The organism is Streptomyces sp. NBC_00683 (genome assembly GCF_036226745.1).
Taxonomy (GTDB): domain Bacteria; phylum Actinomycetota; class Actinomycetes; order Streptomycetales; family Streptomycetaceae; genus Streptomyces.
Genome location: NZ_CP109013.1, coordinates 1907661 through 1920296, shown reverse-complemented (window position 1 = coordinate 1920296; position 12636 = coordinate 1907661). Strand labels below are relative to the sequence as shown.

At 70.8% G+C, this 12636-nt stretch carries 15 protein-coding genes; 9 read left to right on the top strand and 6 right to left on the bottom strand.

Annotation, left to right across the window (positions count from 1 at the left end):
* Window positions 1-65: 65 nt before the first annotated feature.
* Window positions 66-488 (bottom strand): MarR family winged helix-turn-helix transcriptional regulator, encoded by a 423-nt coding sequence (locus OG257_RS08465; protein ID WP_329206185.1) that lies wholly within the window; start codon window positions 486-488, stop codon window positions 66-68.
* Between the two features lie 160 nt (window positions 489-648).
* Here OG257_RS08465 and eno point away from each other — a divergent pair, with 160 nt between their 5' ends.
* Window positions 649-1956, top strand: coding sequence for a phosphopyruvate hydratase (gene eno, locus OG257_RS08460; protein WP_329206183.1), 1308 nt, complete (start codon window positions 649-651; stop codon window positions 1954-1956).
* Between the two features lie 54 nt (window positions 1957-2010).
* On the opposite strand, the gene OG257_RS08455 is transcribed toward eno, so the two are convergent.
* Entirely contained in the window at window positions 2011-3201 is a 1191-nt protein-coding gene (locus OG257_RS08455; RefSeq protein WP_329206181.1) for an FAD-dependent monooxygenase, read from the bottom strand.
* A gap of 156 nt (window positions 3202-3357) precedes the next feature.
* Window positions 3358-4161, bottom strand: a complete 804-nt coding sequence (locus tag OG257_RS08450; RefSeq protein ID WP_329206179.1) for a chaplin — start codon at window positions 4159-4161, stop codon at window positions 3358-3360.
* A gap of 322 nt (window positions 4162-4483) precedes the next feature.
* Between OG257_RS08450 and OG257_RS08445 the strand changes: the two genes are divergently transcribed.
* From OG257_RS08445 to OG257_RS08420, 6 genes are all read left to right on the top strand, one after another.
* Window positions 4484-4885, top strand: a complete 402-nt coding sequence (locus OG257_RS08445) for a rodlin (RefSeq protein ID WP_329206177.1) — start codon at window positions 4484-4486, stop codon at window positions 4883-4885.
* 222 nt (window positions 4886-5107) lie between these two features.
* Window positions 5108-5341, top strand: a complete 234-nt coding sequence (locus OG257_RS08440; RefSeq protein WP_329206175.1) for a chaplin — start codon at window positions 5108-5110, stop codon at window positions 5339-5341.
* Between the two features lie 225 nt (window positions 5342-5566).
* Window positions 5567-5869, top strand: coding sequence for a hypothetical protein (locus OG257_RS08435; RefSeq protein WP_329206173.1), 303 nt, complete (start codon window positions 5567-5569; stop codon window positions 5867-5869).
* Between the two features lie 184 nt (window positions 5870-6053).
* Window positions 6054-6464: a rodlin gene (locus OG257_RS08430; RefSeq protein WP_329206171.1), complete on the top strand. Its 411-nt coding sequence runs from the start codon at window positions 6054-6056 to the stop codon at window positions 6462-6464.
* Between the two features lie 215 nt (window positions 6465-6679).
* A complete protein-coding gene (locus tag OG257_RS08425) occupies window positions 6680-6907 on the top strand; it encodes a hypothetical protein (RefSeq protein WP_443054333.1) in 228 nt (75 codons plus the stop codon).
* A gap of 116 nt (window positions 6908-7023) precedes the next feature.
* Window positions 7024-7434 (top strand): rodlin, encoded by a 411-nt coding sequence (locus OG257_RS08420; protein WP_329206169.1) that lies wholly within the window; start codon window positions 7024-7026, stop codon window positions 7432-7434.
* Window positions 7435-7519: 85 nt separating this feature from the next.
* Here OG257_RS08420 and OG257_RS08415 read toward each other — a convergent pair whose 3' ends face one another.
* The gene (locus OG257_RS08415) at window positions 7520-8020 is read right to left on the bottom strand and encodes a DUF5949 family protein (RefSeq protein ID WP_329206168.1); all 501 of its coding nucleotides are present in this window, start codon (window positions 8018-8020) and stop codon (window positions 7520-7522) included.
* Window positions 8021-8340: 320 nt separating this feature from the next.
* On the opposite strand from OG257_RS08415, the gene rsgA reads away from it, so the two are divergent.
* Window positions 8341-9498 carry a ribosome small subunit-dependent GTPase A gene (gene rsgA / locus OG257_RS08410; RefSeq protein ID WP_329206166.1) on the top strand — a complete coding sequence of 386 codons (1158 nt, stop codon included), beginning with the start codon at window positions 8341-8343 and terminating at the stop codon, window positions 9496-9498.
* 76 nt (window positions 9499-9574) lie between these two features.
* Window positions 9575-10951, top strand: a complete 1377-nt coding sequence (locus tag OG257_RS08405) for a DNA-3-methyladenine glycosylase 2 family protein (RefSeq protein WP_329214980.1) — start codon at window positions 9575-9577, stop codon at window positions 10949-10951.
* Window positions 10952-10961: 10 nt separating this feature from the next.
* Here OG257_RS08405 and OG257_RS08400 read toward each other — a convergent pair whose 3' ends face one another.
* Window positions 10962-11444 carry a DUF456 domain-containing protein gene (locus OG257_RS08400; protein ID WP_329206164.1) on the bottom strand — a complete coding sequence of 161 codons (483 nt, stop codon included), beginning with the start codon at window positions 11442-11444 and terminating at the stop codon, window positions 10962-10964.
* 74 nt (window positions 11445-11518) lie between these two features.
* Window positions 11519-12505 (bottom strand): helix-turn-helix domain-containing protein, encoded by a 987-nt coding sequence (locus tag OG257_RS08395; protein ID WP_329206162.1) that lies wholly within the window; start codon window positions 12503-12505, stop codon window positions 11519-11521.
* Window positions 12506-12636: the final 131 nt, after the last annotated feature.

Genomic DNA, 12636 nt, shown 5'->3' with positions numbered 1-12636 from the left:
CTCCCGGCGGTGAGGACCGTCGCCCCGCCGTGAGGACCGTCCTGTCCGGGCACCCGGCAGGGGCACTAGCGGGTGGCGAGCCGCTCCAGCAGGGCCGCGCTCCGTGCCAGCAACGCCCGCTCCTCATCGGTGAGTTCGGCCTCGATGGCCTGCGCGAGCCAGCCGGCCCTGCGGCCGCGCTCCGCTTCGAGCGCGGCCCGGCCCGCGTCGGAGAGCTCGACCAGGGACTTGCGGCCGTCCGTGGGGTGCGCCCGGCGCGTGATCAGGTTCTGCTCCATGAGGAGGCCCACCGCCCGGGCCATCGACTGGGGGCGTACGCGCTGATCGGTTGCGAGGTCGCTGGTGGTCATGGCGCCGTCGCGGTCGAGTGCGCCGAGGACGGCGACCTGGCCCAGCGGGATGTGGTCCTCGTGTGTGACGCGTCGGGTGAGCTTGCCCATCGCGGTGCGCAGTTCGGCGGCGATGGCGGCGGCTTCCGGGGTGGGCATAGGGCACTTTACCCCGTTGTCCGCAGGGCGGTGCCGTTGACCTGCACAGCAATGCTGTACAGCAAAACTGAGCAGCATTGCTGTATGGTTTTGCTTGTCGGGCTCAGCGCCAGCGTTGTCGCAGCCGGGCCACGGCACACGACAACGGGGAGGAACTCCCATGTCCGCAGAGGCAGCCGGAACCGTCGACGCCACCATCGAGACCGTCACCGCCCGCAGGATCATCGACAGCCGGGGCAACCCCACGGTCGAGGTCGACATCGTCCTGACGGACGGATCCCTGGGGCGCGCGGCGGTTCCCTCAGGCGCCTCCACCGGCACCCGGGAGGCCGTGGAACTGCGCGACGGGGACACCACGCGCTGGCACGGCAAGGGCGTCGACCGCGCGGTGGCCCATGTCAACGGGGAGATCGCGGCGTCCGTGCGCGGCCGGGACGCGGCGGACCAGGCGGGTCTCGACGCCGCGCTGGTCGCCCTCGACGGCACCGCCACGAAGGCCCGGCTCGGCGCCAACGCGATCCTCGGCGTCTCCCTCGCCGCCGCCAAGGCCGCCGCGGCGGCCCACCGCCTGCCCCTCCACCGCTACCTCGGCGGCGCCGACGCCCACCTCCTGCCGCTGCCGATGATGAACATCGTCAACGGCGGTGCCCACGCCGACAATCCGCTGGACTTCCAGGAGTTCATGATCGCGCCCGTGGGCGCGGACACCTTCGCCGAAGCCGTCCGCATGGGCAGTGAGGTCTTCCACACCCTGCGCCGCGACCTGCTGGCCGCCGGGCACTCCACGGGCGTCGGCGACGAGGGCGGCTTCGCGCCCGCGCTGCGTACCGCCGAGGAGGCGCTCGACTTCGTGATGGCCGCCATCGAGCGCACCGGCTACCGCCCCGGTACGGACATCGGCCTGCTCATGGACCCGGCGTCGTCCGAGTTCTTCCGCGACGGGGTGTACGACTACGCGGGCGAGGGCGTGCGCCGCACCCCCTCCGAGAACGTCGACTACCTGGCCGAGCTCATCGACGCCTACCCGGTCGTCTCCATCGAGGACCCGATGGCGGAGAACGACCTGGACGGCTGGCGCGAGCTGACCGCCCGCGTCGGCGACCGCTGCCAGCTCGTCGGCGACGACGTGTTCTGCACCGACGAGACGCTGCTGCGCGAGGGCATCCGCACCGGCGTCGGCAACTCGGTCCTGGTCAAGGTCAACCAGATCGGGACCCTGACCGAGGCGCTGGCCACGGTGGCCACGGCCCACCGGGCGGGCTGGACGGCTGTCATGTCGCACCGCTCGGGCGAGACGGAGGACACCACCATCGCGGATCTGGCGGTCGCGACCGGCTGCCGTCAGATCAAGACCGGATCGCTCTCCCGCTCGGACCGCACGGCGAAGTACAACCAGCTGATCCGGATCGAGGAGGAGCTGGGCGACTCGGCGCGCTACGCGGGCCGCTCCGCACTGCGCCGGGCGTGAACCGCAGGCAGACCGGGGCGGCGCCCGGGGGGTGAGGCGGCTGCGGAGCCCCTGCTACCGGACGCCGCCGTACAGATAGCTCGTACTGCCGGCAAGGGTGGCGCGGCACCAGGTGTCCACCGCTTCCTGGTCCATCGCGGTCCAGTCGGGAGTGCGTTCCACCTGGGCACCGCCCAGCCTGCGGCCGAGCTCCATCAGCCGCGCGCCCTCCGCGGTGCGCTCCCGCGCATAGTGCCGCAGCGCTTCGGCGGGTGAGGCGGACCCGCGCAGTGCCTCCTCCAGACACAGGGCGTCCTGCAGCGCCTTGACCGCGCCGCTTGCCGTGTGCGGCCGGGTGACGCCTGCCGCGTCCCCGGCCAGCAGGAACGGCGGATCCGCCGACCGGGGTGCGTGGAGATCGGTCACCGGGTGGCAGACCATGGACGTGTGCTCGCCGCGGGCGACGATGTCCGCCCACTCGGGAGGGAAGTGCTCATCGGCGATCTCCCGTACGTACGGGGCCAGTTCCTGTGGGTCTCCGGGTTCCGGCGCGGGTGGCTTCGCGTAGACCGCATAGGCGAGCAGACGCTCATCGGGTCCGGCCCCGCCGCCTCTGGGGATCAGGTAGAAGATGCCGTGTCCGCCGGGGTAGCCGATGGTGATCCAGGCACTCCGCAGGAGTTCGAGCTGGCGCTGATGCCCGTCGAGCGCGCTCAGCGGGAGCGCGCCGCGCCACACCATGTACCCGGCGGGCGACGGGCTCAGCCCGGGGGCGAGGACGTGCCGGGTGAGCGAACGGTGCCCGTCGGCGCCCACCACGATGTCGTACGACTCCTCCGCCCCGGCCGCACGGACGAGGGCGTGCCCCGACGCGGTCCGTTCGACGGAGGTGACGGGCCGCCCCCGGTAGTAACGGGCCGAGTCGGCCTTCGCGCGCAACGCCCGCCACAGCAGTCCCCAGTTGCACGGCGTGACCGGGCTCGGCTGGCGCGCGAACTCGCGGGCCGACCGCTGCCCCGGCTGCCGGGTCAGCCAGACGCGCGTGGCCACCGGCGCCGTGGGCATCGCGGCGTCCAGGTAGCCCGTGGCGACGAGCTGTTCGTGCAGGGGAGGCGGGATCACGATGCCCAGACCGCGGTCCTGGAGTTCGCCGGTGCTGCGCTCGTACACGGTGACGTCCGCCCCGGCCCTGGAACCCGCGATCGCCATCGCGCACCCGGCGATGCTGCCGCCGACCACGCCCATCCGTAAGCCTGTCGCTGCCACGCCGCTGCCGCCCGTCCGTCGTCCCGGTAGGTGTCGTCCCCATGGTCGCAGTCGCCCGGTGCGGTCGGGGGAGCAACACCTGCTCGGCACAAGGGCCGCCCGCACAGCAATCGATGCTGTGCGGGCGGCCCTTGTGCGTGCGTGACAGCTGGGGAACTAGCGCTGCGAGCCGCGGGTGCGCCGCAGCAGCACCGCGCCGCCCAGGAGCAGCGCAGCACTCGCACCGGCGGCCAGGCCGATGTCACCCGCGCCGGTCTCGGCCAGTTGCGTGTCAGGGGTGTTCGGGCCGGGGTTGCCGGCCGGCGGCTGGTCGACCGGGGGCTTGCTCACCGGCGGCTCGGAGGCCGGGGGCTCGTCGACGGGCGGCTCGTCCACCGGCGGCTCGTCCACCGGCGGCTCGTCCACCGGCGGCTCGTCGACCGGCGGCTCGTCCACCGGCGGGTGCTCGTGGTCGGGACCGCTCACGTTGGCGCAGGAGTTGCCGCCCGTGGGGTTGAGCGCACCCACGATGTCGACGGTGTTGCCGCAGGCGTTCACCGGGATGTCGAGGGGTACCTGGGCCAGGTTGCCCGACAGCACGCCGGGCGAGCCGGTGGCCACGCCCTCCGCGCTCGCACCGGAGCCGTGACCGCCGTGACCGCCGGACCCGTGTCCACCCGAGCCGTGACCGCCGGAGCCGTGACCGCCGGACTCGTGTCCGCCGTGGCCCTTGTCGGAGCTGACGTTCGCACAGGTGTTGCCGAAGGCGGGGTTCAGCAGGGCGATCACATTGACGGTATTACCGCAGAGGTTGACCGGGATGTGCACCGGCACCTGCACGGCATTGCCCGAGCCCACGCCAGGAGAATTGGCGGCAACGCCGTCTGCCGAAGCGTCGGCGTGCGCATAACCGCCGGCGGCGGTCAGGATGCCCGACGCCGCCGCCATGACGATCATGCTTTTATTCAGAACCTGTCGCATTACTTGCCCTTCTTCGGGATATTCACGTGGGCAGTGAGCCCGCAGAATCATCGCGCGGTGCCGCTTGCGTACCGGGGCGGTGGCCCCGGCGGCAACTCATTCCATCTACGCGGACTACTTCATAACGACAGGGGAGTTGCGTGGGAAACTTGGAGAGTCGTGGAAATTGTGTAACCACTCGAAGGGGTCACGCACATACGTTCACTTGACGGGGGGTGCCTGGGGATTTCCGGCATTCGGGTGAACGGGGAGAACCAAACCTCGGGCGGAGAGTTGGGCAGTGTGCTCCGCCACGGGGCAATCAGTACGAGAAGGGTTCATCGTGATCAAGAAGGTTCTGGCTACGGGTGCCGTCGCCGCCTCCATCCTCGGTCTCTCGGCGACGAGCGCCATGGCGATCGGTGACGACACCGGTACGACGTCGATCAACGGCAACGGTGCCGTGTCGGAGTTCGGCAACAGCGTGACCAAGGGTGACCAGAGCCCGCAGCTCAGCCTGGTCCAGGGCTCGCTGAACAAGCCCTGCATCGCCCTGCCGCTCAAGGCGAACGTCGGCGGGCTCCTCGGCGCCCTCGCGGTCGGGGTCCAGGACATCAACGTCCTGTCCAGCCCGCAGAACCAGCAGTGCACCGAGAACTCCACCCAGGCCAAGGGTGACGAGGCGCTGTCGCACATCCTGTCCGACATCCCGGTCCTCTCCGGAAATGGCGCCGGCAACGGCTGATTCGGGCCGCACCAACCGGCCCGGGCCGCCGACACTCCTCCATCGTGCGGCCCGGGCCTGCGTCATTCGGGGGGTTTTTCAGGAAACTGCTTCCATAGAGTTTCGATAACGCCCGCCGATCGTTACGGATTACAGAACCGGAGCCACGAGCGCATTCTCAACAGCGTTCGTGCGGCACGAAAGACGTGACCGCCCAGGGCTCCGCTGCAGAAAGGGATGAAAGTGAAGTACACCAAGGTTGCCGCCATCGCCGCCGGAACCCTCATGGCGCTGGGCTCCGCCGCACCGGCCATGGCCGACTCCGAGGCCGAGGCCATCGCGGCCCACTCCCCGGGTGTCCTGTCGGGCAACGTCATTCAGGCCCCGATCCACATCCCGGTGAACATCTGCGGCAACACCGTTAACGTCATCGGTCTGCTCAACCCGGCCTTCGGCAACGTCTGCATCAACGACTGACGTTTTCCCGGTCGAGTCGATGGCCAGTCATCGGCAGGCCCCGGACCGCATAACCGCGGTCCGGGGCCTTCTCGTTTCCGTGGACGAGAAAGTGTGCCCTGTGCAGTTGCCCGCTCGCGGGCTGATCGTTATGCCTGGTGAAAGCGGCGGAAGTCACAGGTAAAGAAGACTTGTGCGGCGCGGGGACGCGACCGAAGCAGACGCCGCACCAGAAGGGAACCGAAAGTGAAGTACGCGAAGACTGCCGCCCTTGTTGCCGGTTCCGTGGCCGCTCTCGGAACGGCCGCTCCGGCCTTCGCCGTTACCACCGCCACGGCCCCCCACTTCAGCCTGACCAGTGGCGTGAACGAGATCACGTCCACCACGCCGCAGCTGGCCGACCAGGTGGTGAACCCCGTGGTGGGCGCGGTCGGCGACACCACCGAGGCGGTCCAGGAGGACGGCACGGTCAGCAAGCTGGCGGACGGTGCGACCGGTGCGGCCAGGAGCGCGGGCCCGCTCCTGGGCGGGCTGCCCCTCGGCGGCTGATCCGTTCGCGGGACGCGTTCCCTCCCGGTGCGCGTCATTCCCGTTGCCCTTTCCGCGTAATCCTGCGGTGACCTGGACGAATTAAGAATCGTTCGAGTGAAACGGCACAACCAAACCCGCCGCAACGAGTTGTTCACCATGCTCCGGACAGGCGGGCAACAGAAGAATCAGAAGGGCTAGTTCCATGATGAAGAAGTTTCTGGCGTCGGCGGCAGTCGCTGCCTCCGTCGTAGGCGTTTCCGCCGCTGCGGCCCCCTCGGCCATGGCGATCGGCAACGACCACGGCACCACGTCGGTCAACGGCAACGGCGCCGTGCAGTCCTACGGCAACAGCAGCACGTACGGCGACATGAGCCCTCAGATCGGTCTCATCCAGGGATCGTTCAACAAGCCCTGCATCGCCCTGCCGGCCAAGGCCAACATCGGGTCGCTCCTCGGTGCCGTCGGGGTCGCGGTCCAGGACGTCAACATCCTGTCCAGCCCGCAGAACCAGCAGTGCACCGAGAACTCCACCCAGGCCAAGGGCGACGAGGCCCTGTCGCACATCCTGGACGACATCCCGATCCTCTCGGGCAACGGTGCGGGCAACCACTGACCACCGATAACTCCCGTCCTGCCCTTTAGCAGTTCATGACCTGAGGGGCCGGCTCGTCCGTGCGGCAACCGTTCGTCGGGAGCCCGGATGAACCGGCCCCTCAGGGCTGCCCGCCCCTCGTGTCCGCCGTTGGTCTGCAGGTCGGGTAGCCCGATAGTGCGGGAATTGGGCCGGTTGCCCCGATCGCGGCCGACGCGGACCGTCCGGTCGGGTAGATGCCCCTCATGGACCAGTACGACAGTCATCATCCGCCCGGCCGTGAACCCCGGCCGGAGGGCGCCACGCCCATCTACGACAGGCTGCTCGCCGAGTGGTGCGAGGCGGCCCGGCGCGAGGCCGTGCGGCGCCCGCAACGCCCGTCGTCCGGCGGGCCGGCGCGTGGCGGGGGGAGCGCCTTCGTCCCGGCCGCGCGTACGGCGGAATCCACGGGAAACGGCAGGTAGCGGAACGTCGACCCCGTGCCGCGTTCAACCCGTTTGAGTGGTGTAGCGGAACCGAAACCTCCGCTTGGGGTTAGTCAGTACGTTCCACAACGGGACGCTCCGAAAGGTGAAGCTTGATGAAGAAGATGATGGCCGGCGCGGCTGTGGCAGTGTCCCTGGTCGGTCTGTCCGCCGCCGCGGCCCCCTCGGCCATGGCGATCGGCAACGACCACGGCACCACCACGGTCAACGGCAACGGCGCCGAGTCGAAGTTCGGCAACAGTGCCACGCTCGGCGACCAGAGCCCGCAGCTCAGCCTGGTGCAGGGCTCGCTCAACAAGCTCTGCGTCGGCCTGCCGGCCAAGGCCAACGTCGGTGCGCTGCTCGGCGTGATCGCCGCGGTCGCGGTCCAGGACGTCAACGTCCTGTCCAACCCGCAGAACCAGCAGTGCGCGGACAACTCCACCCAGGCCAAGGGCGACGAGCCGCTGTCGCACATCCTGAACGACATCCCGGTGGTCTCGGGCAACGGTGCGGGCAACAACTGACGCCACTGAGCGCGACGATGCCCACCACTCCACGGGGGGTGGTGGGCATCGTCATGTCCCGGTGCGGTGCGGCGCGGGTGCCGGTTCAGGTCAGGCTGCGTACCGGCAGGAGGCAGTGGGCGGAGGTCCCGATGACCTCCGGGTCACCCACGAAGGACCGCAGCAGCTCCTCGTCGACCGGCAGTCCCGGAGCGGCCGCCGGCCACGGGCGCGTGGCGAACATGCCGTGCACCTGGCCCTCGGCCTGCGCCACCGCGAGCCACTCGCGCGGGACGGTGTACTGCGCCTTGAAGTGAGGCATCGTCAGGACGGCCTGGCCCGACTGGATGAGGAGCTTGACCGGAAGGTTCGGCTTCTCCGCGGCGTCCAGGGTCTCGCCCCCCACCCGCAGTCCGCTGCGCTCGAGAGCCACGCGCATGGCCTTCTCGCCCGCCTCCGGCCCGTCCTGCCCGTCGCCGAGCGAATAGGTGAGGAGAAAGGCGACGTCACGGCCGGTCGTGACGTTCCCGCCGCTCCAGGCGAGGAGGATCTGTGTGCCCAACTGGGCTTGTGCGAACGTGCCGGTGGCGGTCTGGGGTGAGGTCATGTCCGGCACCCTAATGGCCTGAGACCGGTAGTTGTGCATGCGTATCACCTGATCGAGGGAGATCTCGTGCCAAGCCGGACGAGGGCTGCGGCTCGGTGACCGTGCTCGAAAAACCCGTTGACGCCCCGGGGCTGCCCCGCGCTAGGGTGTGCGGAGTTCAAGGAATCAGGAGGTGAGGACATTGATGACTGTCGTTGCGATGGGCGCTGCCCACAACCAGAAGAGCATCGTTCTCACCCCCGTGGCCTCCGGCTGACCTTCACCTTTCTTCTCCGCGCCCGAGCGCGCGGTGCCGGGGCCACCCTTGTGAAGGGTTTCCCTTGTCTTTCCCCATTCTTCCGGTTTCCGTTTCGTCGCACCCGCTGGCTCCGTACGGCTGGGACGACGACTGGGCCGCCGCCTTCGCCCCGTACGCCGAGCAGGGACTCCTGCCCGGCCGCGTGGTCAGGGTGGACCGCGGGCAGTGCGACGTGGTCACCCCGGACGGCACCCTGCGGGCGGACACCGCGTTCGTGGTGCCCCGCGATCCGATGCGGATCGTCTGCACCGGCGACTGGGTGGCCGTCGACCCCGACGGCGACCCGCAGTTCGTCCGCACCCTCCTTCCACGGCGCACCGCCTTCGTACGCTCGACGTCCTCGCAGCGTTCCGAGGGCCAGGTGCTCGCCACCAACATCGATCACATCGTCATCTGCGTCTCGCTCGCCGTCGAGCTGGATCTCGGACGGCTGGAACGGTTCCTGGCGCTGGCCATGTCCAGCACCGCCGGTGCCGCCCTGCTGGGCGACGGGAATCAGGCCGAGGAGTACGAGGCGCACCCGCTCGTGGTGCTCACCAAGGCCGATCTCGTCCCGGACGCCGCCACGCTCGCCCACCTGGTCGAGGACATCGAGCGCATCGCCCCCGGAGTACAGGTGCTCCCCGTCAGCTCCGCCACCGGCGAGGGGGTCGACGTGTTCGGTGCCATCGTCTCGGACGGTACGAGTGTGCTGCTCGGGGTGTCCGGCGCGGGCAAGTCGACCCTCGCCAACACGCTGCTCGGCGAGGACGTCATGGATGTCCGGGCGGCGCGAGACGTGGACGGCAAGGGCAGGCACACCACCACGACACGCAACCTCCTCGTGCTGCCCGGCGGCGGCGTGCTGATCGACACCCCCGGGCTGCGTGGGGTCGGGCTCTGGGACGCGGAGGCCGGCGTCGGCCAGGTCTTCTCGGAGATCGAGGACCTGGCGCGGCAGTGCCGTTTCCACGACTGCGGCCACGAGGCCGAGCCGGGCTGCGCCGTGCTCGGCGCGATCGAGGACGGGACGCTGCCGGAGCGGCGTCTCGACAGCTACCGCAAGCTGCTCAGGGAGAACCACCGGATCGCGGCCAAGACGGACGCCCGGCTGCGCAGCGAGACCATGCGCGAATGGAAGCGCAGGGGCGCCGAGGGCAGGGCTGCCATGGCGTTCAAGCGGGAGGGCCGGATGCGGTAGTGCGGGCGGGCCACCTGGTTCGACGTCCGAAAACCGCGAGTGCGCCTTCGGGAGGGGGCGCACACTGGACGGTGTGATGGACGAACAGACCAGGTACGAGGCGGTGAGCAGCCGCGACGCGCGCTTCGACGGAGAGTTCTTCTTCGCCGTCGCGACCACCGGCATCTACTGCCGGCCGAGCTGCCCCGCCGTCACCCCCAAGCGGAAGAACGTGCGGTTCTACCCGACCGCGGCCGCGGCCCAGGGCAACGGCTTCCGGGCGTGCAGACGCTGCCGCCCGGACGCCGTGCCGGGCTCCGCCGAATGGAATGTGCGGGCCGATGTCGTCGGCCGCGCCATGCGGATGATCGGCGACGGCGTCGTGGACCGGGAAGGCGTCCCCGGGCTCGCCGGGCGGCTCGGCTACAGCGCACGTCAGGTCCAGCGCCAGCTCAACGCCGAGCTGGGAGCCGGCCCCGTCGCCCTCGCGCGCGCCCAGCGCTCCCACACCGCCAGGGTCCTGCTGCAGACCACCGACCTGGCCGTCACCGAGATCGCCTTCGCGTCCGGCTTCGCCAGCGTGCGCCAGTTCAACGACACCATCCGGCAGATCTACGCCCGTACCCCCAGCGCTCTTCGGACCGAGGCCGGCACGGGTACCGGCGGGGGGCTGCGCGAGGGGCGAAGGGCCGGAGTCCCGCTCCGGCTCGCCCACCGCGGCCCGTACGCAGCCCGGGAGGTCTTCGACCTCCTCGGGGCCGAGGCCGTGGCCCGGATCGAGGAGATCGGCGGAGCCCCCGGCGCACGCACCTACCGGCGCACGCTGCGGCTCCCGTACGGCACCGGAGTCGTCGCCGTCGACGAGGCCTCCGCCGGGCCGTGGCTGGAAGCCCGCATCGCGCTCACCGACCTCCGCGACCTGACCACCGCCGTACAGCGGCTGCGCCGGCTCCTCGACCTCGACGCCGATCCGTACGCCGTCGACGAGGCCCTCGGTGCCGATCAGCGGCTGGCGCCCCTCGTCGCGGCCCGCCCCGGCCTGCGCTCGCCGGGCGCCGCCGACCCGGAGGAGCTCGCCGTACGCGCGCTCGTGGGCACGGAAGCCGCCGAAGGGCTGGTGGAGCGGTACGGGAAGGTCCTGGACGTGCCGTGCGGCGGCCTCACCCATGTCTTCCCCGAACCGGGGGTGCTGGCCGTCCGGGCCGAGGATCCGGCCCTGCGGGAGCTCGCGGGCGCCCTTGCCGGGGGAACCGTACGGCTCGAAGCCGGAGCGGACCGGGACGAGGCGGAGCAGGCGCTGCTGCGGCTGCGGGCGATCGGACCCGCGACCGCGGCAGTGATCCGTATGCGGGCACTGGGCGATCCCGATGTGGACCCGCACGGGACACCCGCGACGGAGGGTCTGCGGCCGTGGCGGTCGTACGCCGTACGCCACCTGGAGCTCGCGGGCCGAGCAGCACCCTCAAAGCGGTAGGTGCGGGCCGTCAGCCCCAGATCACGGAGCCCAGCCACGCCCCGACCACGAGCAGGCAGACGAAGAGCTCCAGGAGCACCGAGTAGCCGGTCGCCCGCATGACCGACTTGAGCGAGGTCCAGCCCGCCCTGCGGGTGCCCAGCCTCAGCCGTTCCGCCCCGTAGATCGCGCCCACGTAGCCCAGCAGCCCGCCGATCACCGGCACCACGAAGAACCCCGCGATCGCAGCGACCCCGCCGATCATCAGTGTCTTGCGGGGGGCGCCCGACTCCTGCGGGCGGCGTGACGGCAGCAGAGCCTTCAGTGCCTGGTTCAGCAGGAGCAGACACGTCGCCCCGATCAGAACCCCCCAGGCGAGCGGCGTCGTGTCCGTCAGCGCCCACCACAGCACGGCGGCCCAGATCATCGCCTGCCCGGGCACACCCGGCACCAGCACACCGACCAGTCCGAGCACCATCACCGCGCCCACGGCAACGAGCTGCCAACCACTCATTCGACCAGCCTGCCGGAGTCCGCCCGGTCCCGCCCGTCAGCGCAGGTCCGACAGGGGGGCGAACCCCCGGCCGGTCAGCGTGGCGCCCGCGCCACCCAGCCGCGTTCGTACGCGTGCCAGCCCAGCTGCAGCCGTGTGGACACCCCGGTCAGTTCCATGAGCCCCTTCACCCGCCGCTGCACGGTCCGCAGGCCCAGTTCCAGCTGTTTCGCCACACTCGCGTCCGTCAGACCGGACAGCAGCAGGGACAGGATCTCCAGATCGGTGGGGTCCGGCCCGGGGCCTTCCTCCTCGCTGACGCCGCTCTCACCCAGCCGCAGGGGCATCGCATCGCGCCACACCGCCTCGAACAGTCCCATCAGCGACTCCAGCAGGCCACTGCCATGGACGACCAGGGCGGCGGGCTCGGCCCCGCGCCCCGTCAGCGGCACCATGGCCAGCGAGGCGTCGGCGACCACCAGTTTGGTCGGCACCCGGTCGACCACCCGGCACTGCTCGTCACGGCTCAGCGCCGCCGAGAGCTCCACGATCCCGGAGGGCAGCGCGAGCACATCGCGCTCGACGACGACCCGGTAGGACACTCCGCGCATCGCCGCCCGTTCCTCGGACTCGTTCTCCATGCCCGTGACCGCGATCGGCTTCCCCGTGACCAGTGCGCAGACTTCCGAGACGGCGCCCAGCTGCAGCTGATGGAAGCGATGCGCGACCGCACTCGCACCGGTCACCACCTCCACCAGGTCGTGCACCGCCGGCTCGGTCGCCTCCGCCCGGTACTCCTCGGCGAGCAGTGCCGACGCGAGCTCGGCCTGCTCCAGTTCGTGCCGCTGCTGAGTCAGCAGCGCGCCCAGCGCGACCCCGGGCGGCGCGGCCACCCAGCGGTCGGTCCGCGACGACGACTGGGCGGCGAGGCCCTGCTGTTCCAGCCGGCGCAGCGCCCGCTCCGTGTCCGCCTCCGGCAGCGCCAGCCGGCGCGCGAGATCGGAGAGCTCTGCGGCGCCCGCCGCGACAAGCGCCCGGTAGGCCGCTTCCTGTCTCTCGTCGAGACCTATCGCTGCCAGCATCTTCCGACCCTCCCCGGGATGGTGTGCGCGAGTCTCCGCGCCTGTCCGGCCGACCGGCCGTGGCGGGAAACAGCCACGGCGCAAACCCGCCGGACACATCATCCCCCGTACCACCGGAGCCTCTGCCAATG